This window comes from Streptomyces sp. T39 (genome assembly GCF_008042045.1).
In the GTDB taxonomy this organism is placed as follows: Bacteria; Actinomycetota; Actinomycetes; order Streptomycetales; family Streptomycetaceae; genus Streptomyces.
Genome location: NZ_RDBP01000053.1, coordinates 50,967 through 74,117, shown reverse-complemented (window position 1 = coordinate 74,117; position 23,151 = coordinate 50,967). Strand labels below are relative to the sequence as shown.

Genomic DNA, 23,151 nt, shown 5'->3' with positions numbered 1-23,151 from the left:
GGGTTTCCGCTGGGCAGGTGGCTGTCGGATCAGCGGCAGGCGATGCGGGCCGGCGGCATCCTCACTCCGCGGGCGGAGAAGCTGGACGAGCTGGGGATCGTGTGGGATCCGGCGGATGCGGCGTGGGAGGAGAACCTCGGCGCAGCGCGCGCCTACTACGAGGCGTATGCAACTCTCGCAGCTCCGGTCACGGCCTCCATCATGGATAAGCCCATTGGTCAATGGCTGGCGAACGCACGGAAGAAGCACGGGCTCGGCAAGAACCCTGCCAAGGCAGCGCGCAGAGCCGCTCTGCTGGCCGCCATCGACCCCGACTGGCGCCCGGACTGGCCCATCGACTGGCAACGCTCCTACGCCGCCCTGAAGACCGCCCTCGGGCGCGGGAGCACCCCGGCGGGGGAAGGTGGCGTCCCGGCGGGCGGGGGCGTGGAACCTGGTGCCATGGTTCACGGCGTCGACGTCGGCCGCTGGCTCGCCGTGCAGAGGCAGGACTGGGACCGCCTCGCCCCCGGGCAGCGCCAGCGCCTGGAGCAACTCGGCGTACGGCCGCTGTCGGCGGCCGAGAAGCCCGCTGCGGCGCGCGGGAAGCGGGCGGGGGCTGAGGCGAGCGCGGCGTTCGAGCGCGGGGTCGCGGCGCTCGCCCAGTACGTCGAACGGGAGCGCCGCACCGTGGTCCCCCGCTCGTGGGTCGAACACTTGCCGGACGGGCCGCAGAGGCTCGGTGTATGGCTCTCCAACACCCGCTCACGGCGTGCCGGGCTGAGTGAGGAACAGCGCAGCCGACTCGCTGCTCTCGGCGTCGACTGGGCGTGATCCGGACGCCCGCACCACCATCCGCCCCTTCGACTCGGACCGTAGCTGGCTCGTGGGACCCACCAACCGGGACCGCGGTTGCCTGCACGCAGACGTCTGGCGCGGAACCGCCCGGGAACTCGCAGACTGCGGTGTCCTTGCCGTCTACCCCGCCGGTGGCTGGTGGAAGTACAACAACAGCGCCGATCGTGTCGGCATGCCGGTCTCCTACGCACTGCTCGTATCCCTGGCCACTCCGGAAGTGGCCGCCGACCTCTACACGCCCACAGCCATCCAGCTCGGCATTCCCGTCCAGGTAGAAAACACCAACCCGGCCAGCATCACCGTGCCCATCGAGTCACGCCTCTTCTGAACCGATACAGGAGAGATCGCATCAACTGGTCACCGACGCGATCTTGTCGCCACCACCCCGGCCAGCGGCCGGCGCGCCCTTGCCCCGATCGGCATCCATACCGCCGCGCGGAAGGCGCAGAAGATCGAGCAGTGGCGTACCAAAGGACTGCCGGTGAAATGGCTAAGAGTCCCTAACACAATGAGGTAGTCACCAGCAGGCGACGCACTGGGTGAGGTCTTCCGACAGGAAGATCGTGAAACGTCTCTGCGATTCAGTGACGGTCGCCATGTAGACCCGAGCTGTTCCAGCGGCCTGTAGTCCGGTGATGGCTTCCGCAAGTCCGGGCCGAGGTATGACGCCCGTGTCGAGCATGACTTCGTGCCGCCAGGACCAGATGTCCCAGAGCTGTTGTGCAGAAGCCGTTTGGTTCAAGAAGACCTCGAAGTCTGCGCCTGCCTTCAACTCGGCCAGAGCTGCGCGTGCAGAGATGCAGCCGTCCTGGGACAGTGCGGATTGCAGGGCGTCTCGGTTCATGCGATCAGTCTGCCGGGCCGACCAAGGCCAGCACCTGGCGGTGGGTGATCAGGCAGCACGCGAGCTTGAGGAAGGCTTCGTGGATGTCGGCTCGGCGTTCCCAGCGGACGCGGAGTCGTTTGAAACCGTGGAGCCAGGCGAAGGTGCGCTCGACCACCCATCGGTAGGTGCCCAAGCCGCTGCCATGGGCTGTGCCGCGCCGGGCAATGACGGGGAGGATCCGACGGGCCCGGACCTGGTCGCGGTAGATGTCGTGGTCGTAGCCGCGGTCGGCGAAGACTGACTGAGGCTTGCGGCGAGGCCGCCCGGGCCTTCCTCGGACGGGCGGGACGGCATCAAGCAGGGGCAGGAGCTGGGTGACATCGTTGCGGTTGCCGCCGGTGAGGATGACCGCGAGCGGGGTGCCGTGTCCGTCGGTGATCAGGTGGTGCTTGGAGCCGGCCCTTCCCCGGTCGACTGGCGACGGGCCTGTCTGGAGCCCCCTTTTAACGCCCTGACATGGCTGGAGTCGACAACCGCCCTTGACCAGTCGAGCCGGGCCGCCGCGTTCAGCTCGGCCAGCAGCACCTCGTGCAGCTGCTGCCAGACCCCGGCCTCGTTCCAGTCCCGCAGTCGACGCCAGCACGTCATGCCGGACCCGAAGCCGAGCTCCTGGGACAGGTGTTCCCACTGGATGCCGGTGTGCAGCACGAACAGGATCCCGCACAGCACCTGCCGATCCGGAACCGGCTTGCGACCCGGGTACCTGAACCGTCGCTCCCGCTTCGGCAAGAGCGGCTCGATCCGCTCCCACAGGTCATCCGACACGATCCACGGTGAAGCCCCCATGGCCGGACAACGCCGAACCCGACGACCGGACACGGCCACCAGGAGCGATCCACCTCATTGTGTTAGGCGTTCTAAGACTGGAATGAAGCTACACCACTGGAGAGGAGAAAAGGGGTTCGAAGGTGCTCTTCTTTCAAGGTTCGCAATTTACCTTAGACAGGACTTCGGTGAATGCAATTGAGTGCGCTGCGGAGTCGGTTTTAGAGGACCCCGAAAAGGGGGGCTGAGAAAAGCGCGGAATGAGTTGGGGGTTGAGAGGGGGCTGGGGGCCTTCGCGGTTGGGTCGGAGCCAGAGACAGGGTGGCGCTTGGCGGCCTGGTGCTCGTCGGCGTGCGTGCCTCGGACGTGGCGGTGGCCGGCCGTCGTTGGCGGGACCCCGAAGAGACGGTCGTGCGACTGCGGGATGCGCAGGGTCGGTTCGGGTGGACCTCAGCCACCTAATACTTACCAAGACCAAGAACCTGCTGGTCAGAGGCGTGCACTTCCCGCGATCTGTCACCTCACGAGGTACACATCGCCGCCGGTATGTACCGACTGAGGAGACAGATCGCGAGTGAAAAGTCAGTCAGGCCGAATGTGCAGGTCGACCAGGACCAGACGATCGCGAAGATCCGCAAGGATGAGAGCCTGCCGGATTTGGTGCGGTTCCCGTCGCTGGAGCACATGCGTGAGGCGATCGAGGAACTGCGGAAGAAGCGGGCCGAGGAACGCGCTGCACGCCGATTGGCCCGTGCGCAGCGCCAGGAGGAGGGATCAGCCCAGTGAGTACCTTGAAGTGGTCGGCGACCAATGCTGACGGTCTTCTGGCCGACCTGGACCTGCCGCCCGCCGCCTACCGGGCGCTGCTGAAGCTCCGGGCGCGCAGCGAGGCTGGCGGCCGTATCTCGGTGGACCAGGCAACCCTCGGTGAGCTGCTCGGGCTCAGCCGTCCGAGCGTGAACGCCGCACTGCGGGAGCTGGAGCTGGCCAAGCTCGTCAAAAAGGTCCGCAACGGCGTCTACCAGATCAACCCGATGCTGGCCGGCTACAACTCCCCCGAGGACGCCCTGGACGCCGTCAAGGCGATGCTCAAGGCGGACCGGCTGGACAGCAAGACCTACGTGGCGGACTACCACCGGGCCGTCGCCGCTTACCAGGACCAGCTCGCCGAGCAGCGCAAGAAGCGGGCGGCGGCTGCGGCCGAGAAGAAGGCCGCGGCCGCCAAGAGGCGCGGTTCGTTGCACGCCGTCAGCTGACCCGGCCGGGCATCCTCGTATGGACATCGGAGCTGCACCTCCACGGGTGCAGCTCCGATCGCGTTCCCGGTGTCGCTGCCGACACCAGAGGTCCCCGTCCGGGTGGACAAAGGTTTCCGCGTGCTGGGCCAAGCAGCTCGTCACCAGCTCGGTCGGCGTAGCGCGGGCAGCGAGTGTCAGATCCGTACGCGGTCGCAGCGGGGCCGTGCAGCAGCCGAACGCCCGTTTGCTGCACGGCGTGCTGCTCCCGGTGCAGCACGGCCTGCTACCCGAGCAGCACCCTTGCGGCGCCTGGGGCCGGCCTTCGAATGTCATCGCTCTCCGGCACCCGGATCACCGGCAGCAGCACCTCGAGCGGCAGACACAGCAGCGCCCCGGACCTGGTCGGGTCCGGGGCGCTGCTGTGTCTGCCGCTCAGGCTTCGATGTACGCGACGATCGTGATGGTCCTCAGGGCGGTGACGAAGTAGATGACGCGGACTCCGTCGACCTCGTCGGCGTAGTCGCGCAGCAGGGTGCCGGGCACCTCGGTGCCGAGCTCCTGGTTGACGCTGATGGCGACGATCGCGCGGTCCAGGCGGTGCGTCTCGCTCGCGGTGAGCTTCGTCAGCTGGGTGAGAGCGGGCTCGACCATGATGACGCGCGAGCGGCGCGCGCTGTGGTCAGGCGACACGCGGCTGCTCGTCGGCGAGGCGGGCGAGGTGGGCGTCGCGGGCGGTTTCCCACGGCACGCCGGACTCGGGCGAGGGGTACCCATTGGCGCTCAGGAGTTCAACTCTTATGTGTCACGCTCCGCCCGGCAGAGGCCGCCCGGAGGGGGCCTACGGCCTCCAGGAACGGACATATAGGGGCGAATTCGAGGCGGCGTGACACTTCTCGAGGGGGCGCGGCAGCCGGTGTCACGCTCACCCTCTGTCAGCGTGACACGTCCCGGAAGCATGGTCTGCCGAGGACGTGCAACGCACGGTGCTGTCGCGTGTCATCGAACCTGGACCGCTTGTCACTGAAGTTGGACCACTGCACGGTTCGTGCCRTCGAACCGTGACCGGCCTGGTCAGCCCGGTTCCGGACCAGTCGACAGCTCCGGAGTTCACGCTCGATGGCGCCGAACTGGTCGGCGCTTTTGTTTCAGCTTTCTCGCCAGCTCGACTTCGCGCCTGCCCGGGGACGAGGCGGAGTGCCATCCCTTGCCTGCATCCGGTCAGTCGGCCGTCGGTGTCGGTGGTTGAGGAGCACCATCCATCAGGGTGTAGATGGCGGGCACGTCGGGGTCGAGGACGGCGATTAGACGCCCGGGTGTCTGGTCGAGCGGCCCAGCGCAGGTCGTCAGGAACTCGTGCAAGTACTCAGCGTCAGGATCGCCGTAGCGCACGGGCTATTCGTCCCAGTCATCCTCTGGTACGGATTCGCGTACGAACCAGAGGTCGAGGGTGTACTACTCAGTCGTAGGGACCTGAGTCCTTGACCGCTGCAACGACTCATCGTCGCCGAGGTAGGCATCCGAGTCGTATACCTCCACGAGCCTGTAGTACGGCCGGGCGTTGGTGCTGTGCTCGGCGATGAGAGGCACAAGGGCTCCGTAACTGCTCAGGGAATGATCTTCACGTGACCGGGCGTCTCTATCGAGGACGCGGTTCAAGATGAACATGTTGCTGCGGCAGGCTGCCCACTGCATGGGCTCCATCGAGCGTGAAACTCCGGAGCTGTCGACTGGTCCGGAACTAGGCTGACCAGGCCGGTCACGGTTCGAYGGCACGAACCGTGCAGTGGTCCAACTTCAGTGACAAGCGGTCCAGGTTCGATGACACGGGACAGGTGCAACGCGGGCGCTGGCCGTGATGCTGTGCGCGTTGCCGCAGTTCAGACCCGCAACGCGGGATGCGGAGCCTGGAGTGGTGCAGCCCGCGTTGTGCCTCCGGCGGGTCAGTCTGAACTCGCGAGCGGGGGCCAGATGTGCGGGCCGGCGCACTGCCCGCAGGCGGCGCAGCCGGCGCACTCCAGGCAGAACTGGCGCGGGACGCGTGGGCAGTCGCAGATCGGGTTGTAGTCGCGGTCGTCGCGGTCGTCGCCCTCGAACCAGGGCTCCCCGAGCGGCGGCGCGTAGTCGACGTGGACCTGGCCGTCGGCCGTCAGCTCCTCATGGCGGGTGCCGCAGCCGGTCGACTGCGACCAGGCGGCGACCACGCGGTCAGCGGCGCTCATCGGCTGCTCCGGGCGGGCTTCTTGATCCAGGCGGCGAGCGCGAGGACGGCGTCCGGGTCGGCCTGCGCCAGGCGGACCGCGTGGCGCACGTCGAAGCCCTCCAGCGTCTTGGCCTCCGCCATGGCCCGCAGGAGCGCGCTGTGCGCCCGCACCGACGCGGGAACGGCGTCCGGGCCCGGGGGAGGGGCCATGCCGTAGCTCTCCAGGATGCGGAACATCTCGTAGAACTCGCCGCACTCGTTCAGGTAGTCCAGCGCGTCCGTGTCCTCGGGCTCGTGCAGCACGAGCGGGCCTTCGGCGCCGTGGTGCGCACCGGTCGTGCCGAGCAGGCCGGCCTTCTCCAGGGCCATGAGCATGTGGGCCCGTTCGGGCAGCCCGCCCGAGTGCAGCCGCTCCTGCCGCTGCTGCTCCAGCTCCAGGTCGAGAAGTTCGGCTTCGGCTTCGGCGGCCGCCGCGGCTTCGGCGGCGAGCTCGTCCTGGACGACGGTGTCGGTCTTCGGGGCGTACGTTCCGCCGGTTGCGGCGAGCAGCTGCGCGATGCGCTGCCACTCCGCGATTTCGGCGGGGCCGCGTTCGTCGTCGGCCAGGTCCTCGCGGTCGCGGTCGATGTGCTGATGAAGGAGGGCGTCCTCGTGCGCGGCCGCGGCCTCGGCGGCAGTCATGCCGGTGGCGCGGCGGCGGACCGCGTTGCGGCCGACCTTCGCGTAGTCGACCGGGGTGCGCGGGACGTCGGCGCGGCCGCGGGCCTCGGGGAGACGGCGCGACCGCCGCCTGTCGGACGTGTTCATCAGGGCTCGCCTTCGGCTCGGATACGGAAATGTGGGACCGGCCGGTAATTCGGTTCGGCGGTCCGGTCGCACAGGTCTACCGCACGCTCGAATTCCGCGCTGCTAAAACGCGATGTTCAACCATTCCACGTCCGCGAATTTCACCTTCAGGCCCGCACGGCCGCCACCGGCTTGACGGAAATAGGTGTCCGCGATGGCCTCCGCGACGGCATCGTGCAGATCGCTCTGCGTCGCACCGTCCTCCTGGGCGGTCAGGATGGCGGCCGCGTGGAAGGCGCTGACGGCCACGCTGATGTCCCGGACCCGGCCTGCGTCCGAGGTGCCCTCCGGGCCGAATCCGAAGTACGCACGGCAGGAGATGACCATCCCGCCCGAGGACGCCGCGTGCTGCCTCGCACGTGCTCTGACCTGCGGTTGCCACTCCGATTCGGTCTCCTGCACCAGGGTCTCCTTCAGGCGCTTGTTCGGCTTGGTGGACTCGCCCGAGAGGTAGCGCTGCACCGTCTTGCGGGAGACGCCCAGGCGCTCCGCCAGGGACTTGGTGGAGCCCTTCTCCCGCGTGCGAAGGAATTTCATCTGGGCGTGCGGTGATTTCGGCGCGGGGCGAGTGAACAGCTTCCGCTCCGCACGGGCGAGGCCCTCCAAGAGCTTGGAGCGCGTCCGGGCCGCCTGCTGTGCCTTCTCCTCTTCAGTCATACGAACACCCCATCGGAGTGGGGCTGTGGACAGAGGACGGCGCTGACGCGGCACCTGTGCGAGGCCGGCCGTTCGATTGCCCGGGGTGCCGCACGGCAGGCATGCTGCGCGTCCGGAGGAGAAGGGGAGAACGTGACGGAGCACGACGATGCGAGCGCGCCGGAAGCGGCGCTCAGGAAGGCCGTGGAGCAGCTGTGCGGCGATGAGCCGGGCGACGGGAGCGAAGCCGCCCAGGAGGCCGTCCAGGCCCTCGCCGACGGTTCTGGGAAGGCATGGACACCGGATCAGGAGACGCAGATCCGGGCGATGGTGGAGCAGATCCGTAAGCTGCGGGACCTGAAGCGGCCGGGCGGAGGCTGGTGGCGCCGGCGCCGGGAGTGGCGGGCCCGTGAACGGCTCGTCGACATGATGGAGGCCAGCGGCCCGGAGCTCCTAAACGAGGCGGAGCTGCGGGACTGGAAGAGCCTGGCCATGGTGGAGCTGATGCTGGAGTTCGCGGGCAGCCCGATGAAGCAGGACGACGTGGTGAAGGTGCTCACCCACAGGGAAGCGGTGAACGCCGTGACGTACGAGGAGTACCAGCAGGCCAAGAAGGCGCTCGCCGAGAAGAAGGCCGCCGCCAGCTGACCCCTGGCCGCCGCCTCCCGCCCACTGCCGGAGGCCCCGGCCGCCTGCCACGGCCGGGGAGGTCAGCCCCTCAGCCGCCGGTACTGCGCCAGGCTTCGGACTCCTCGTCCTTGCTCAACTCGTAGCCCTCGGGGTACGCGGCGTCCGCGCGCTGCCGGGCGGCCTCAACGGTGATGCGGACCTCGCGCTTGAGCCGGGTGAGCAGGGCGAGCGCCGGTTCAAGGGTGATCGGGTCGACGATGTCGCGGGTTCGGGCCGTGTCCCAGTCGGCAACCCGCAGCGCGGTGTCCACCAGGAGCTGCGCCTCTTCGACGGCAACGCCCATGGTGTCGTCACCGTCGGCGGCCGCCGCGATCAGGCGGTTGCGGATCACCCGGGCGTTCTCCCACCCGCGCCAGACGCCGTCCTGCTGGTCTGCGACGGTGCCGCGGCCAACCTCCTGGGACAGCGGCGGGAAGGCGAGCACCAGCTCGGCAGCGGCACGCCAGTCCACGGCTCGCGCCTGCACCAGGGCCTCGGCGACGATGCGGGCCCTCAGGCGCTCCACCCCATACTGCCGCCACTGCGCGTCGCGCTCCTGGCTGACGCAGTCCGGGCACAGCGGCGGCCCGTACCGGGCCGGCGGCTTCCACGAGCGGCTGGTGCGCAGCAGTTCCGTGCCGCAGTCGGCGCACAGGATCCCCGACGGCGCCGGGCCGATCGCGGCGAGCATGTCGTGGAGGTTGAGGCCGGCGGCCTCTGCGAGGGGGCGTCCGTGAATGCCGGGCTGCTGCCAGTACAGGTGCCTGAGCACGCCGATCAACTTGGGGGCGTGGTGGGCATTCACCTCGGCACGCAGGCGCTCGACCTGCTCCAGGACGGCCTGGCGGGTGCGGTCCCGCCGTTGCTCGGCTTCCGCGAGGGCGGCTTCGGCGCCGGTGAAGTCGCGGACCGACCGCTCGATGTCGCCCAGGATCTCGTGCAGGCTCTCCTCGCTCATGTCGGAGAGCTTATGCACCAGGGCCTCGAGGGCTGACGCTCACGGCACAACCGGCACCTGCTCAGTCCCGGATGAGCTGCTGGAACTGCGGGCAGCCGACGGCATGCCATTCCCTGACGAGGATGTCCCCCTCGATGACCACGACCTCGGCGTGCCACGGGAGACAGTCGTAGCACGCACGGATGTCGTACGAGTTGCCGTCGTCGTCGAACGCCCTGCGGTCAACGCAACCGACCGGCGCCTGGTAGGTGACGTCCTGTTGGCGATCTATGCCTTCTGCCATGTCGGCCAGTATCTCGTTGTCGGTGCGCTGTGCCACCATCCCCTCGTGTCCACCTGACCGGGATGCCGGATGCTGGCGAACCCTCCCGGCGCTGCCGTAACAAGTCACCGCACCGTCTGAACGGAGACCAGGTGTCCATCCGAGCCATAGAGACCAGCTACGCCGGGCACCGCTTCCGCTCCCGCCTGGAAGCACGGTGGGCCGTCTTCTTCGACAAGATGGGTATCCGCTGGGAGTACGAACCGCAGGGCTACGCCGTCGGCCCGGACAGCAAGCGCAAGCCGTACCTGCCCGACTTCTGGCTGCCCAAGGAGAAGCTCTGGGTCGAGGTGAAGGGCTCTGAGGAGCAGCTCGACGTGGAGTTGCTCTTCCACGCGGTGATCCCTCACTTCGGCCTCCCGAACCCGGCCGGCCCGCACCTGATCGACGAGCATCAGGTGCGGCTGCTCATCCTGGGCCCGATCGGTCCCGCCGACGCCTTGGTCGACTCGACCACCGGCGAGCACGCGGGATACTCCCAGCCGGCCCACACAGTGCTCACCTTCCGCAAGGGAGACGTGTTCCAGGGCATGGCCTGCTTCTTCGCCGGCGGCATCGATATCACGCCCGAGGGCGGACTCGTCGGAAATGACGGACCGTACATCGGCTGGGAGGGGCGGGGGACCCTGTGGGGGAACTGGGTCGGCGGAGGCGGCCTCATCAGCGAGGACCGAGACGAGGCCGCGCACGCTGCCTACCGCGCAGCCCGCTCTGCCCGCTTCGAGCACGGCCAGACTCCATAGCCACTTCACGTCGGTGAACTCCACGTCCAGGCCGTGCGCGAGGGCGCTGTTGGCGCGGACGTACATCCGGGCCAGACCCTCGGCGGCGATATGCCGGAGCTGATCTTCGGTGTGCTTGGAGACCCTGAGCGCCATGCTGAAGACCGCCGGCTTGTAGCAGCTCACGAACGCCATCCTGCGCATCATCGCGACCGATCGGTCGGGGCCGCAGGAGACTGCAGGTGAGGTGGTTCACCTCGGGCCGAGACTGTCGCGTTCAGCCGAACCCGGTAATTCGGTGTGGAGATAGGGCCGTTGATGGAATATGGGGCGATGAATAACTCTTTGTTCGCCGCGTCGGCGGCGGACCTGACGATCGAGCGCATCCGCGCCCTCGCCGCGCGTCTGGACCAGGTGGAGAGCCTGACGCTGGAGTACAAGAGCGAGTACTCCTCCAGCCTGGTGCAGACCATCGCGGCGATGGCGAACACCTACGGCGGCATGATCCTGGTCGGCATCAACGACAGGGTGGAGCCGGGCATCGAGCGGGTCGTCGGCGTCGACGCCCAGGCGACGATCGACCAGATCGTCAGCGGGTGCAGCACGATGCTCGATCCGCCCTGGGAGCCGGCCTTCTTCAACGTGCCCCTCGACGACGAGTCGGGGCGCAGCGTGGTGGTGATCCGGGTGGACGCCGACGTCGCGCCCCGGCCGGTGCTGGTGAAACTGAAAGCGCCGATCCGGCTGAGCGGACGCAACGCCACCGCCGACCGTAACCGGCTCCTCCAGCTCGCCCGGGAGGAGCCGTCGGCAAGAGTGCTGCCCATGGGGCAGAACGTCATGTCCCCGAACCTGGAGAGGGACAACGAGGGCAAGGCCACCGCCGACTTCATCCTGCGCACCGGCATCAACCTCCCGATGGGCCAGGCCGGCGCCTGGCGCCCGCTGTCGGAGAGGACCGTCGACGCCCTCGCCCAGGCGCTGAACGACTCCGCCTTCCCTCCGGCCCTGCGCAACCTCGGGAACGGGGCGATCGACTACGACACGGGCTTCCGCCGGCTCGGGCACAACAGGGCCCGCAAGGCCCGGCTGGTGTGGCAGGCCGCCGGCTGGCCCGCGGACAAGACGCACCTGGTCGAGGCGATCGTGTCGGTCGACCTGCCCGAACCGTACGGCGCTGCGACGTCCGCGGTCGCGAGCGTCACCATCGACGTCATCGCCCGGGTCTGCCAGTACGCCGAGGGACGCGGGAAGGCGGGATGGACGCACCGGTACCCGGTGCCGGACCTGGCCGTCCTGTTCGACGGGCTGCTGAAGACCGCCGTCGATCCCAAGGTCGTCGCGGAGATCGCCCGCATCGCCGACATCGACCCCGCCCTGGTGGCGCAGCCGCGCGAGCTCCATCTCGTCGCGGACCGGCAGGTCAAGGAACTCCTGGCCTCCCACGGGCTGGAGGAGATCCCGGAGGCCGGGGCATCGGCCGGTGGCGTCTTCCGTGCCAACCCGGCGCTGGACCTGCGCAGCTTCACCGACCGCCAGGAGCAGGTGGACGACTGGCTCCGCCAGCTCGGCCTGGACGCCGGCCTGACCGGCATGGAGAGCCTGGTCGAGCGCTACCGGGCCACCGCCCCGATGCCGGTGTAGCCCGTAGATTGGGAAATGCCTGGTCCCCGGCAGCTCCAATGCCGGGGACCAGGCGTTTTGCTCGGACGTTCTACATCTGGATGTCGAGGTCGAGTACGTCGTTGAGAACACCTCGAGGCCGGCGGCCCTTGTGTTGTTCGCTTCGATGAGGCACGGAGCCAGCGGGATGCCCATCTCGACAAGCCGTGCTTTCGCGAAGCCGGGGATCCGCCATCCGGCCACATCGTCCCGTCCGGTTCGCGTGACATGCCCCAGACCGGCCCATGGCGTAAGGGCCTGTTCTCCCGTTGGGAGAACAGGCCCTTGTCAGTGACGGAATGGGGTTACAGGCGTCTAGGTGCCCATGGCCGCTGCTATCACCGCGGGCGGTCGTACGAGGTCAATCTGGGGATGGGCGACACCATCGAGCGGGCTGAGAATTCGAGCAGCCCACCCTTCGGCGGCCAGGACGACCGGCGGTGAGGCGTCGACCCGCATCGGCAGGACCGTCAGCAGGACCCACTCCTCCCGTCGTACGCCCCCTTCGGTGCGGTGCTGGTGATGCTCAGCAAGCCGGTTACTCACTGCCGTGGGTGCCCCGCGGTGAACGCTGCCGACATAGCGGCAGCGGCCGCGCACGTCCCAGGTGACGTACACCGCGCTGGCCGCTGTGATCTCCCGCCGGACCGTCGCAACGGCGGCACGGCAGGTCAGCTCGGCCCGCAGGATGCCGTCGTTGGTGAAGGCGGCGGCGTTGAGCAGTGGAGCCAACTTCTTGACCGCAGGGAAAAGTTGGCGGGTGATCTGCCGGGGGATCAGTATGGCCGGGCTCACTCCTCGTCGCCGTCGCCCTCGTCGTCCAGGTCCAGCACTGCGGTCCGCTCGGGGCCGAAGGCGACAAGGATGTCGTCGACCTTGCGCAGGTGCTCGCGCAGCATCTGTACGCCCTCGTGGCTGCCGAAGACCTCGCGGCCCCGGGTCGGCACCATCTTGGCCAACGTGTTGACGGCCTTGCGGGCGTTCTTGATGCCCTGCTCCAGGATTCGCCGCTGGCGCGTGTCCTCGGCCATCCGGTCGTCGTCCTTGGTGTGGTTGTTGCCGAGCGCCGCCCGGTTCTCGGCGATAGCGGCCTCGGCACCGATGGGGTCGGCCGCGTAGACCAGGTCCCACTCGTAGTCGATGGTGACCAGCGCGCCCACCTTGTCGCGGACCGGGTCGCCGTCGCGCACGATCACGCCGTCGACCTCGTGGTCGTAGGTGTGGTAGCGCTTGGGCAGGATGCCCGGGTCGGCCGCGATGTGTGCGCGCGCGATGGAGTGGAGCATGCTCAGGCCGCCGTGGGTGGAGGCCAGAATGGCCAGCAGCTTGTTCGGGCTGGCCCGGAACGGCGCCTTGCCGCCCTCACGGGTGACGCCCACCTTGGAGCCACGGTCGCGGGTGATGTACCCGTCGAGGATCGCCGCCGTCCCGCCCAGCACCGTCAGTTCGGCCACGGCGGCGGTGTCGCCGTTGACCGCCTTGGAGAAGATGTCGTCGAGCACCTTGAAGGCGTCGTCGCCGGTGCTCAGCTCCCAGGGCTGCTTCCATACCGCGTCGGTGATCGTGCCGCCGTTACCGAAGGCGCGGATGGCGGGCTCGATCCGCTCGGAGCTGCGGTACGCGGACAGCGCCATGGGCGCCAGGTGGTCGCTGACACGCTGCCGGTCGGCCTTGCCCATGCCGAACTCCTGCTTGATGAGCAGGTTCATCTGTTCGGCGCGGTAGCCGGCCAGCACGGTCTGCTGGTGGAGCGCGGAGGACCACAGCCGGTGCGGCGGCAGCCCGAGGAGCTGGTGCATCTGCTCGGCGGCGACCTCGCCGAGCAGGATTCGATAGGTGTCCTTGTCGATCAGGCCGTTGTGCAGGGCGTGGCGGTAGACGCGCTGCATGCCCTGGGTGTTCTGTGCGCCCTCGGTCCACGCGGTGACGTTCACGTGCAGGTTGGCGACGAGGTCGTCCCGCGCGGCCACGAGGTCGGGCATGGGAGAGCCGTCCTCCGTGACCGCGCCGACGATCACCATGGCGGGGAAGGTGATGGTGTGGCCCTCGCGGCGGGTCGCCTCGGTGAGCGTGGGTTCGGCCAGGCCGCGGCGGACGCGGGCGGCCATCTCCGCCACCTTCGTGCGGGCGGCACGCTGGTCGGCCGGGCGGCGGGGCCCGGAGCGGTCCACCGAGCCGATGACAGCGGCCACGCACGCGGCGGCAGCCTCGTCGATGTCACCGCCGGTGCGGGCCAGCCACATGCTCACGAGCCGGCTGTTGCCGTCTCCGGCGACGGTGAAGGTCTCCTGGGTGCCGTCGTCGTACACCACGCGGACCAGGAAGAGCGTCATCGGCTCCTTGACGCCCTGCTGGAGCACGCTCTCGGTGTAGACGTTCTTCCCGTTCTGCGCGTAGAACGTCCGACGCATGCTCTTGGTCACCGCGTCTGCCAGCGCCTTGCGGTTCGGCATCCGGACCACGAAGACCGCCTGCGGCTCGCCGCTCTCCTCGTCGATCAAGGTCTCGTAGGTGATCGGCGCCGCGGTCGAGGTCTCCACGTCCATAGCGGTCCACACCTTGTGGGCCCACCGCTGGTTGACGAAGTCCGGCAGCACGTCCAGGTCGAGGAAGCGCCGGTGCGGTGGGATGGCGTAGAGCGTGCCGCCGGCCACGGGCTTGGCCATCAACAGCCCGGCTTCCGCGGTTTCTCCCTGCGCCTCGATCATCTTGCGCAGCAGCATCGGTTCCACCGCGCCCGCCGTGACGATGCTGGCCGCGCCGTCGTCCAGGGGACTGGCGGGGTTCTCGGTCAGGGCCTTGCGGGCGCCCCGCAGCTGAGCCACAGGCACCGGGTCGGACACCGGGTCGGGCTTACGCAGCAGAGGGGGCAGGTTGTTGCTCTCGTCACCGAAAGTGTTCACGATCGATCTCGCCCTTCTGGGGGATCAGCGCGCTGCAGGCCGGGCCTGCCGTCCCGGCACCGTGCCTGGGACTCCACTGCGCGCCGTCACAGGGCGGCGAGCGTCGTCACGGTCAGTCCTCGGCTCGTGTCCGGGACCTCTCGTGCCGACCGGCGTTCCGCAGAGCCAGGCGAGCTGCTGGTCGGCCAGGCCATCTGGACCCGGACTCCCGTCGTGGACGGGCGCCAGCCACTCTTCACGCCGCAGGTCCAACCCTGTGGCGTGCGGTTCTGCATAACCGGAGCGGTACGCGGCCGACGCGCGAGCGTCGGCGCCCACCAGATTAACGCACCATCAGCCCTTCGTCTCCGCCTTTTCGGTCTTGCTCGGTTCCCGCGGTGGGCAGTAGCAGCCCGACCTGGATAGGACGGCCGCCTTGCGCGAGCTCCTTACCCGGGCCGTCACCGCCGTCGCCCCGCTCTGCGCTTTTCCGACCGGCCATCAACGCCGCCACCGCGCCGTGCTGTCCTGGTGGGCACGGTGCCGTGCCGCGCGTACGGCCTGACCGTGACGGGCCTTCCGTAGGATGCGAAGCGCCGCGCCCCCCGGCAGCTCGAATGCCGGGGGGGCGCGGCGCTCGTGCGGGAGCGGGCTACAGGTCGATGTCGAGCCGCTCCACGTCGGTGAACTCCACGTCCAGGCCGTGCGCCCTGCTGTTGTTGGCGCGGAAGTACATCCGGGCCAGGCCGTCGGCGGCGATCTGCCGGAGCTGGGCCTCGCCGACGCCCTGCTCCCGGGCGGTGAACAGCTGGTCGGCGTACTCGGGCGGCAGGGCCTGGGTGATGTCCCGGATCCGGGCATCGTCGGTCGTGCCCCCGGCGGCTTCGAAGCCGAAGCGGGCGCGGGTGGAGACGACCAGCCCGGTCGTGGTCGCCGCCTTCTGCCTCGCCTTCGCGCGGACCTGCGGCTGCCACCTCTTCTTGACCTCGCTCTCCAGGCGGGCGCGCAGGTCCTGGCGGGGCCGCTTGAGCTTGCCCGTCACGTACCGCTCCACGGTGCGCTGGGAGACCCCGAGGGCCTGGGCGGCGGCCTTGGTGCCCTTGAGCTGCTTGACGAGGTACTTCATCTGGGCCTGGGCGCTCTTGGGAGCGGGGCGGGTGAACGCCTTCTCCAGTGCGCGGTCCAGGCTGTCCCCGAGCGAGTCGACCATGGGTTACTCCCCTTCTCCGGCGGTCGGGTCGGCGGTCTTGATGAGGTTGGAGATGTTGAAGACGCCGCCGCGCTCCTCGAACTGCTGCTCCGCCCACAAGACGGTCTGGGTGCCCTGGTGTTTGACCATGCCGGGCGAGACGCCGAGCCGGAAGCCGCCGGGCACCGGCTTGCCCTCGGGCGTGGTCGGCAGGAGGTCCAGCGGGGACGGGCCGGGCGAGGGGTAGACGATGGCGTCGGTGCCGATGGAGGTCGGGTAGAGGTCGGCGGCGGCCGCCGTCTTCATCAGCTTGCGGTGCAGGCCGGTGCGCTGGTTGGCGAGGACGGCGGCCCGGATGTCCGGGCGCCAGTTCACGCGCTCCAGCGCCGGGTAGGGCTCGTAGTACGGCACCTGGCCCCGGGAGCGCTGGCGCAGCTTGCCGATCGCGCCCTTGGCCGTGGCCTTGATCGCGGTCTCCAGTAGCGCCATCGTCGGGTCGGTCTGCTTGCGCCGCGCCATCGCCTCGAGGAACTCCTCGCCTTGGAGGTCGGTGGTGACGCCCATGTCGGCCATCGTCTCCACGTACGCATCACGCAGTCGCTTGTACCAGGAGTCCAGGTAGCGGCCGGTCTGGGTGCGCACGTACGCCTCGATCGGCGCGACGTCGAAGCCGAGCTCCACGGCGTAGGCGACGGTCGGCGTGGAGTACCAGGCCGGGCCGGTGGGGCGCTCGCCGGTCGGCGTGAACGGCGAGGGGAGCCGGTCGCCGTCGACGGTGCGGCCGTTGACCCGGACGCGGGAGAGGTCGACGTGGGACAGGTCGACCAGCCAGGAGCCGGGCAGCGACGCGTCGAACGTCGGGTTGCCGGTCAGGTGGGTCGGCCCGTTCAGCCCGATCGTGAGCCCGTTCGCGGCCGCGGCGTACGACATGTTGATGTCGATGGCGACCAGGTACGGGTTCGCGCACTCCTCATCGGTCAGCGGCCGGCACCAGTCGTATGCCTCCTCCATCAGCATCTCTGCCGGAGTGCGCATGTGGTGGCGGGCGAACTTGTCCTTGAGGATCGGGTGCTCGTCGGGGACCTCGCACTCCACCACGGGGTAGAGATGGGTGAGGGCGTCGTCGTTGAACGCCCGCTTGAACTCGCCGGTGGCCTCGTCCTTCTCCGAGCGGGTCGGCGGGCGCAGCGCGGTCATCAGCTCCAGGCCGGTCGTCGCGGTGGAGCCGCGCGGCGTCATCACGCGGGCCGCGTACAGGCCGAGGTAGCGGGCGAGGTCGGCCGGGTGCATCGTCAGCAGCAGCTCCGGGTCGTCCTTGCGGCCCCACTCCCGGGTGTCCAGCGCGTTCCACGGCAGGATGCACAGCTGGACGCAGCGCCGCCGGGAGCCCTCCGGGTCGCGGTAGAGCCGGGCCCACGGGCCAAGGCCCCGCTGGGTCATCTGCAGGCCAGCGCGTTCGATCTGCTTGATCACCTTGTGGCCGGACGGAAGACGACCCGCGTGCCGCTCCTCCTCCGACAGGGCGGCGGGCAGACCGAAGCGCTCCAGCGCGGACGCGGTCAGGACGAGGATCGGGTCGGCGTCCCGGCCGTTGCGGTGCAGCCGGGCCTGCCCGAGCTTCGCCTCCGCCAGCGTCCAGTCGACCAGGGCCGGGATCGTCTTGGCGGGCACGTCCAGGACCAGGCCGCCGACGCAGTACGCCGACACCTGCCCGTCGGCGTCAATGTCGACGACCGCGAGCGGCCCGTTCTCGAAGCGCGGGTCGACGTCGGCCGCCGACGCCGTGGTCTTCTTCGCCGCCGCCTTCTTCGCGCCCTGGCGCCGGGACGACGAGGCGGGCTTCGCGGCGGGCGCCGGGCGTACGGCAGCAGCCGGGGCCACCCGCGCTTCGGCGGCCGGGGCGGGAACGGGGGCGGAGCCGGTGAACGCCTCCGGGATCACCGGCGCCGGGGGCGCGGCGGGCGCTTCGGCGGCCGGGGCGGGGAAGCGGGCGGCGAGGCCCTCCAGCAGCCGGGCGTACGCGGCGCGCTTCGGCGGCCGCGGCTCTGTGACGCCAGACTCCCAGTTCCCGATGGTCTCCCGCCGGCTCTTCAATGCCTTGGCGATCTGTTCCTGGCTCAGCCCGGCGGCCTCGCGCAGACGCTTGCGCTCCTCGGGTGTCGGGAGATCGTCCTGAGCGACCTCTTCCAGCAGCGCATCGACGGCGCTGAACAGCTCGTTCTCAATGGGCACAGAGCTCACCTCCACAGCACACCATATCTCAATCGCACCTCGGATTGCGCATTGAATTTCACATGGATTGCTCATTGCGGCTATGGTCTCCCGGGACGATCTAGACCGGGAAGCGCTGGAGGCTCTGTGGACGACCTGGACGGCTACGCCGTGCTTCCGGACCGCGAGAGCCGGGCCGTGCTGAGGCGGGTGATCCTGCCCACTGCCGCCGCGAGCGCTGCGCCCCAGGCCCGTCCGGTCGTGGTGTTCGTCGGTGGCCAGCCGGGGGCCGGGAAGACCAACGCCGCCGACTTGGTCCAGGCGGCACTCGGGCGGCGCGGTGGCTCCGTGCGGATCGGCCGCGACCTCTACAAGGCCGCCCACTGCCACTACGCCGCAGCGCTGGCCGCCGACGTCCGGACCGCCGGCGCGAAGGTCCGGCCGGACACCAGCTTCTGGCAGGCAGCCGTCGAGGAGTACGTCCGTGACCACGGCCTGGACGCGGTCGTCGAATCCGCCCTCGCCGACCCCGATGACTTCCGTGCGTCGGCGGCGGCGTACCGCCGTTCCCGGCACCGGATCGAGGTCGTCGCGCTCGCGACGCCGGAGGCGTTAAGCCAGCTGGGCATCATTGATCGCTTCCTCACCGAGGCCTCCGGCGGGGCGGGTGGACGGTTCGTGACCTGGGCGAACCATGACTCCTGCGCGAAGAACATGCTCGCGACGCTCGCGGTCATCGAGGCCGAGCAGCTCGCCGACCGCATCACCGTGGTGACCCGCTCCGGCACGGTGCTGTATGACAACGAGCTCGTCGCCGGCGCGTGGCGGCGTCGGCCCGCCGCCGACAAGGCGGTCGCCCGAGGCCGCTCGCGCGCCTGGACGGCCCGGGAGACGGCTGTGTTCCAGCAGGAGATAGCCCGTGCCGAGGTGCGCGTGCACCGCGATGTGCCGGGCGAGGACGAGCGCCTGGCCGTCGTACGGGACGCGCGGCGGGCCGCAGCGCTCGCCGAGCCGGTCCGTCGCATCGCCCAGGCCCGACGGCGCGCGCCGGGCGTCGACTACCACCGGCTCTCCACCACCGAGCACCGGTGGGTCTTCGACGAGCTGATCGTCCCGTCGTACCTGGACGGCATCGTCACCCGGGACGATCCGCGCACCGTCTACGTCATGGGGCAGCCCGGGGCGGGCAAGCTGCTGGCCACCCGGATGGTCCGCCGCGCGATGCGGCCCGGCACGACCCGGCTGGTCGGCGACGACTTCAAGGCCCAGCACCCCGACTACTTCCAGCTGCTGCGCGACGACCCCCGCAGCGCCGGAGCGGCGATCCGCGCCGACTACCGGTCCTGGTTCGCCTGGGCCGAGCAGTACGTCCGCGAGCGGCGCGGTGACGTCCTGATCGAGGCCGCCCCCGGCAGCGTGGAGGAGTTCCTCGCCAGCGCGCTGCCCTTCGCGACTACCGGCTACCCGGTCGAACTCGTCGTCCTGGCCGTGAGGGAGGCCGACAGCCGGCTCTCCACCGCGCTGCGCTACGCCCGTGCCCTGCAACGCGGCGGCACCGGCCGGTTCACCAGCCGCTCCGGACACGACACCTGCTTCCGTGCGCTCGCCGATGTCGTCGCCGTCGCCGAGCAGCACCCGCAGATCACGGCCATCACGGTGATCCGCCGGGACGGCCAAGCCCTGCTGCGCCACGAGAACGGCTCCGGCGCCGGGCGGGCTTCGTGGGCTCTGGCCGCAGAGCGACTCCGCCCCTACACCGATCAGGAGGCCGAGGCCTTCCTCCGCCTCCATCAGGGCCTGCGCCGGGCGCTCCCCCGCCACCGCCAGGAGCTGGACGAGATCGCCGCGCTCGCCCGGCCGCTGATGCCCGCGCGGGTGCAGCCGGCTCGCCTCGGCCGGCCGCACCCGCGCCTCTGGCCCCTGCCCGTACCGAGCAGGTCCGCCGGCTACGACTCCTTGAGCTCCTTCAGCCCGGCGGCGTAGGTGGCGGCGACCCGGCCAGCTTCCTCCGGATCCGCCGTCGCCAGCTGGGCCCGATCTGCGAGGGCGGCTTCCCTGCCGGCCTTCAGCTCCTCGGCCCGCCCCTCGTCCGGCACGGGCGAGCGGCGCTCCTCGAGGAGCTGGGTGTTGTACCAGTTGATCACCTCCTGGATGGCCTCCTCGGCTGCCTGCTCCTCGCCGCCCTCCAGGCCGGAGAAATCGGGGCTGGGGTTGTCGGACACGGCCCACCGCCTTCGTGTTGATCTTGGTTGGAAACGGTCATTGTCTCCCTGGCCGGATCCAGTGGCCCAGTGCCGCGACGCGCCACGAGCCGGGGGCAGGGCTCCTGGGCGCTGCGGCCCCTGCGGGAGATGCTTCTCCAAGGGGCCCGGCACGGGCATAGGTTGGCCCCAGGTGATCATCGTTTCGGGGGGTGGAGCGTGGCGGGTCGGGATCTGCGGGCGCTGTTCAGCACGAACGACCGGGGCCTGACGGCCGTGGAGGCGTTCACGAACCGGCAGCTTCAGTGGGAGCTGGTCGCGGCCGCGCTGGCCGAACATCTGCGGCAGGTCACCGCTGCCGGGTTCGATGTCGAGGACCTAGAGCGCCCGCGGCACAACGTGATGGTGTTCCACGGGGTCGGCGGGATCGGCAAGACGACCTTGTCCCGCAAGTTGGAGGCCGCGCTCGCCGGGGCCGACCAGCGGCCCGCCCAGTGGGGTGAGCCCACCTGGGCAGGGGAGCGGATCCTGCCCGTACGCATCGATCTCGCGCGCTCGGCCGGCACGTCCTTCGAGGACGTCGTCCTCACGATCCGGGCCGCGCTCGCCGAGCTGGGCCGCCCGCTGCCCGCCTTCGACATCGCCCTTCGCCGCTACTGGGAGAGCCAGCATCCCGGCGAGAGCCTGGAGGAGTACCTGCGCCGCGGCGGCCTGGCGGGCCGGTTCGGCAAGGCGATGCCCCAGCAGATGCAGTCCGCCCTCGCCGACGTCGCCCAGGCGCTCCTTCTGCCCGGCACTGTCGGCACGGCAGTCGGCGCGGTGGTCGGCTCCCTCACGGGGGCGTTGCGGGAGCGGCGCCAGACCGTACGGGCGCTCGCCGGGTGCGCGCGGCTGGCGGACCTGCTGGAGGCCGAATGCGACCTGGAGGCGCTGTCCTTCTACCCGCACCTGCTGGCCTGGGAGCTCGCCCAGCTGCCGACGGACAAGCGCGTCCTGCCGGTGATCCTGCTGGACACCTTCGAGGACGTCGGCGACCGTACGCACCGCGACCTGGAGCGCCTCATCCAGCGGGTGGTGTGGCTGATGCCGAACTGTTTCTTCGTCATCACCGGCCGCTCCCGCCTGCAATGGGCCGACGTCGCTCTCCAAGGGCAGCTCGACTACACCGGCCCCGCCGCCTGGCCGGGCCTGGCCCTGCCCGCTGCCATCCCGGCCGCCCGCGCCGCCCGGCCGCCGCACGGCCACGGACGGCAGGTCCTCGTCGGCGACTTCTCCCCCGAGGACTGCGACGACCACCTCGCCCGCCGCCTCACCCGTGACGGCGAGCCGCTCATCAGCGCAGACATCCGCCAGGTCATCACCGGCCGCTCCCACGGCCTGCCCCTCTACCTGGACCTGTCGGTGATGCGGTTCCTGGAGATCCGCCGCGCCGGCCGCACCCCGCAGCCGGACGACTTCGACCACGACTTCCCGGCGCTGATCGCCCGCACCCTGTCCGACCTCACCCCCGACGAGCGGCACGTCCTGCGATCCGTGGCCCTGCTGGACGCCTTCGACCTGCACCTGGCCACCGCGGCCGCCGGCCTTCGCCACGAAGCGCCGGCCCTGCGGCTGATCGAACGGCCCTTCGTCCGCGAGAACGTCTTCGGCCTGTGGCCGTACCACCTGCACGGGCTGATCCGCTCCACCGTCCGCGGCGCCGACGACCAGGCCGACGACCCCTGGTCGACACGCAACTGGGAGCAGGCCGCCCAGCGTGCGCTCGCCGCCCTCGGCGAGCAGTTCAGCGCGCGCACCGGCCGGAACCGGATGCTCCTGGTCGGCTGCCTGCGCCAGGGCCTGACTCTGGCCCGCGACTTTCGTCTCGACCTGGGCTGGCTCGCCGACGCCGCCTGGGCGTACGTCAGCGACTCGGTGTGGGAACCCCTCGCCCCACCCGACACAGACAGCACAGGACTGGACACGGCCGCCGACGCCCTGGTCGAACTCCTCAGCGCACTCGCCCGCCGCCAGCACCAGCACCGCTCGTACACCGTCGCCCGCCTCACCGCGGTCATCGGCAGCCATCTGCTCCCCGACGACCTCCAGCACATGGCCCTGTACTACCGGGCCAAGGCCCACCGCGACCTCGGCAACAGCCCGGCCTCCCGCGCCGGCATGCAGACCGTCGCCGACGGCCAGGGCCGCCTCGCCCCCGCCGCCCGCCGCGGACTCGCCCATCTCGCCCGCATGGCCGGCGACTTCCCCACCGCCCTCGCCACCGCCCACACCCTGGGCTGGGAAGGCCGCCACCACCGCGTCCAAGGCGACATCTGGTGGCCCCACGGCGACATGGACCGCGCCGCCCTCGCGTACGCCGCCGCACGCGACGAGGCCGAACACCACGGCATCACAGGTGAGCGCGGCAACAGCCAGGCTCACCGCGCCTTCGCCCTCGCCTTCTGTGACCCGGCCGCCGCCGACAGTGAGCTCGCCCTCGCCGAGCAGCTGCTGGCTGGCGTGGATATGCGCGCCACCACCCTGATCACCCATATCGCGGCGCTTGCCCGCGACGCCGGCCGCACCGACGCCGACATCGAAGACCGCGCCCAGGTGCTGCGCGCCGAGATCCAGACAGCGGGCGTCACGTATACCGAGCTCGCCCTGGACCTCGCTCTCACCTTCCACCACGCCGTCCGCGACGAGCAGGACCAGGCGTCCGCGACGATCGCCCGGCTGCGCGAGAACACCCGCGGTGGCGACTTCGCCTACTACGGCGACATCGCCGCCTTCAGGGCGAGCCTGCCGCTCGAGGAAGCCTCACCGACCCACTGGATCGACGGAGCACAGCACACACGGCGGCGATGGCGAGGGCTGGTCACCGCCCGCCACGACGCCCTGCGTACTTCGCCGTGACGGGGCCCGCCCTGGGCGTCCTGTTCGCCCAG

The 23,151-nt window shown here is 70.1% G+C and carries 22 protein-coding genes; 9 read left to right on the top strand and 13 right to left on the bottom strand.

The window, feature by feature from the left end; translation table 11 throughout:
* Both EAO77_RS32250 and EAO77_RS32245 read left to right on the top strand, forming a co-directional pair.
* On the top strand, positions 1-813 hold an 813-nt coding region (locus EAO77_RS32250), incomplete at its 5' end, for a helicase associated domain-containing protein (protein ID WP_187283514.1).
* Positions 764-1,165, top strand: a complete 402-nt coding sequence (locus EAO77_RS32245) for a hypothetical protein (RefSeq protein WP_147991871.1) — start codon at positions 764-766, stop codon at positions 1,163-1,165. The genes EAO77_RS32250 and EAO77_RS32245, both read left to right, overlap by 50 nt.
* A gap of 189 nt (positions 1,166-1,354) precedes the next feature.
* Here the strand turns inward: EAO77_RS32245 and EAO77_RS32240 are convergent, their stop codons facing one another.
* Both EAO77_RS32240 and EAO77_RS32235 read right to left on the bottom strand, forming a co-directional pair.
* Entirely contained in the window at positions 1,355-1,681 is a 327-nt protein-coding gene (locus tag EAO77_RS32240) for a hypothetical protein (RefSeq protein WP_147991870.1), read from the bottom strand.
* A 4-nt stretch (positions 1,682-1,685) separates the two neighbouring features.
* Positions 1,686-2,509, bottom strand: a protein-coding gene (locus tag EAO77_RS32235) for an IS5 family transposase (protein ID WP_261994237.1) whose coding sequence is annotated in 2 segments (ribosomal slippage) — positions 1,686-2,183 and positions 2,186-2,509 — 822 coding nt in all. Because the reading frame shifts where the segments join, the coding sequence is not laid out codon by codon here.
* Positions 2,510-3,085: 576 nt separating this feature from the next.
* On the opposite strand from EAO77_RS32235, the gene EAO77_RS32230 reads away from it, so the two are divergent.
* Positions 3,086-3,274, top strand: coding sequence for a hypothetical protein (locus EAO77_RS32230; RefSeq protein WP_261994236.1), 189 nt, complete (start codon positions 3,086-3,088; stop codon positions 3,272-3,274).
* Complete coding sequence (locus EAO77_RS32225) at positions 3,271-3,744, top strand: helix-turn-helix domain-containing protein (protein ID WP_147991868.1); 474 nt, start codon at positions 3,271-3,273, stop codon at positions 3,742-3,744. Before EAO77_RS32230 ends, EAO77_RS32225 begins: the two co-directional genes overlap by 4 nt.
* Before the next feature lie 414 nt (positions 3,745-4,158).
* Here the strand turns inward: EAO77_RS32225 and EAO77_RS32220 are convergent, their stop codons facing one another.
* From EAO77_RS32220 to tpg (EAO77_RS32205), 4 genes are all read right to left on the bottom strand, one after another.
* Positions 4,159-4,416: a hypothetical protein gene (locus EAO77_RS32220; RefSeq protein WP_147991867.1), complete on the bottom strand. Its 258-nt coding sequence runs from the start codon at positions 4,414-4,416 to the stop codon at positions 4,159-4,161.
* Between the two features lie 1,250 nt (positions 4,417-5,666).
* Positions 5,667-5,945: a hypothetical protein gene (locus EAO77_RS32215; protein ID WP_147991866.1), complete on the bottom strand. Its 279-nt coding sequence runs from the start codon at positions 5,943-5,945 to the stop codon at positions 5,667-5,669.
* Positions 5,942-6,733 (bottom strand): hypothetical protein, encoded by a 792-nt coding sequence (locus EAO77_RS32210; RefSeq protein WP_147991865.1) that lies wholly within the window; start codon positions 6,731-6,733, stop codon positions 5,942-5,944. Before EAO77_RS32210 ends, EAO77_RS32215 begins: the two co-directional genes overlap by 4 nt.
* A 102-nt stretch (positions 6,734-6,835) precedes the next feature.
* Positions 6,836-7,429, bottom strand: coding sequence for a telomere-protecting terminal protein Tpg (gene tpg / locus EAO77_RS32205; RefSeq protein WP_147991864.1), 594 nt, complete (start codon positions 7,427-7,429; stop codon positions 6,836-6,838).
* 132 nt (positions 7,430-7,561) lie between these two features.
* Here tpg (EAO77_RS32205) and EAO77_RS32200 point away from each other — a divergent pair, with 132 nt between their 5' ends.
* Positions 7,562-8,056, top strand: coding sequence for a hypothetical protein (locus EAO77_RS32200; RefSeq protein ID WP_147991863.1), 495 nt, complete (start codon positions 7,562-7,564; stop codon positions 8,054-8,056).
* A gap of 70 nt (positions 8,057-8,126) precedes the next feature.
* On the opposite strand, the gene EAO77_RS32195 is transcribed toward EAO77_RS32200, so the two are convergent.
* Both EAO77_RS32195 and EAO77_RS32190 read right to left on the bottom strand, forming a co-directional pair.
* Positions 8,127-9,035, bottom strand: a complete 909-nt coding sequence (locus EAO77_RS32195) for a hypothetical protein (protein WP_147991862.1) — start codon at positions 9,033-9,035, stop codon at positions 8,127-8,129.
* 61 nt (positions 9,036-9,096) lie between these two features.
* Entirely contained in the window at positions 9,097-9,318 is a 222-nt protein-coding gene (locus tag EAO77_RS32190; protein WP_147991861.1) for a hypothetical protein, read from the bottom strand.
* A 131-nt stretch (positions 9,319-9,449) separates the two neighbouring features.
* Between EAO77_RS32190 and EAO77_RS39020 the strand changes: the two genes are divergently transcribed.
* Complete coding sequence (locus tag EAO77_RS39020) at positions 9,450-10,100, top strand: hypothetical protein (RefSeq protein ID WP_187283513.1); 651 nt, start codon at positions 9,450-9,452, stop codon at positions 10,098-10,100.
* A 312-nt stretch (positions 10,101-10,412) separates the two neighbouring features.
* On the top strand, positions 10,413-11,723 hold the full coding sequence (locus EAO77_RS32180; protein WP_187283512.1) for a helix-turn-helix domain-containing protein: 1,311 nt from the start codon (positions 10,413-10,415) through the stop codon (positions 11,721-11,723).
* 333 nt (positions 11,724-12,056) lie between these two features.
* On the opposite strand, the gene EAO77_RS32175 is transcribed toward EAO77_RS32180, so the two are convergent.
* The 4 genes from EAO77_RS32175 to tap all read right to left on the bottom strand — a co-directional run bounded on the left by EAO77_RS32175 (position 12,057) and on the right by tap (position 18,044).
* On the bottom strand, positions 12,057-12,536 hold the full coding sequence (locus EAO77_RS32175) for a hypothetical protein (RefSeq protein ID WP_147991859.1): 480 nt from the start codon (positions 12,534-12,536) through the stop codon (positions 12,057-12,059).
* The gene (locus EAO77_RS32170) at positions 12,533-14,644 is read right to left on the bottom strand and encodes a hypothetical protein (protein WP_147991858.1); all 2,112 of its coding nucleotides are present in this window, start codon (positions 14,642-14,644) and stop codon (positions 12,533-12,535) included. Before EAO77_RS32170 ends, EAO77_RS32175 begins: the two co-directional genes overlap by 4 nt.
* Positions 14,645-15,275: 631 nt before the next feature.
* Positions 15,276-15,833 (bottom strand): telomere-protecting terminal protein Tpg, encoded by a 558-nt coding sequence (gene tpg, locus EAO77_RS32165; protein ID WP_147991857.1) that lies wholly within the window; start codon positions 15,831-15,833, stop codon positions 15,276-15,278.
* 3 nt (positions 15,834-15,836) lie between these two features.
* Entirely contained in the window at positions 15,837-18,044 is a 2,208-nt protein-coding gene (tap, locus tag EAO77_RS32160; protein WP_147991856.1) for a telomere-associated protein Tap, read from the bottom strand.
* A 126-nt stretch (positions 18,045-18,170) separates the two neighbouring features.
* On the opposite strand from tap, the gene EAO77_RS32155 reads away from it, so the two are divergent.
* Positions 18,171-20,006, top strand: coding sequence for a zeta toxin family protein (locus tag EAO77_RS32155; RefSeq protein WP_261994235.1), 1,836 nt, complete (start codon positions 18,171-18,173; stop codon positions 20,004-20,006).
* Here the strand turns inward: EAO77_RS32155 and EAO77_RS32150 are convergent.
* The gene (locus EAO77_RS32150; protein WP_147991855.1) at positions 19,970-20,245 is read right to left on the bottom strand and encodes a hypothetical protein; all 276 of its coding nucleotides are present in this window, start codon (positions 20,243-20,245) and stop codon (positions 19,970-19,972) included. The two genes, EAO77_RS32155 and EAO77_RS32150, sit on opposite strands and share 37 nt — an antisense overlap.
* 198 nt (positions 20,246-20,443) lie before the next feature.
* Here EAO77_RS32150 and EAO77_RS32145 point away from each other — a divergent pair, with 198 nt between their 5' ends.
* A complete protein-coding gene (locus tag EAO77_RS32145; protein ID WP_147991854.1) occupies positions 20,444-23,119 on the top strand; it encodes an ATP/GTP-binding protein in 2,676 nt (891 codons plus the stop codon).
* Positions 23,120-23,151: the final 32 nt, after the last annotated feature.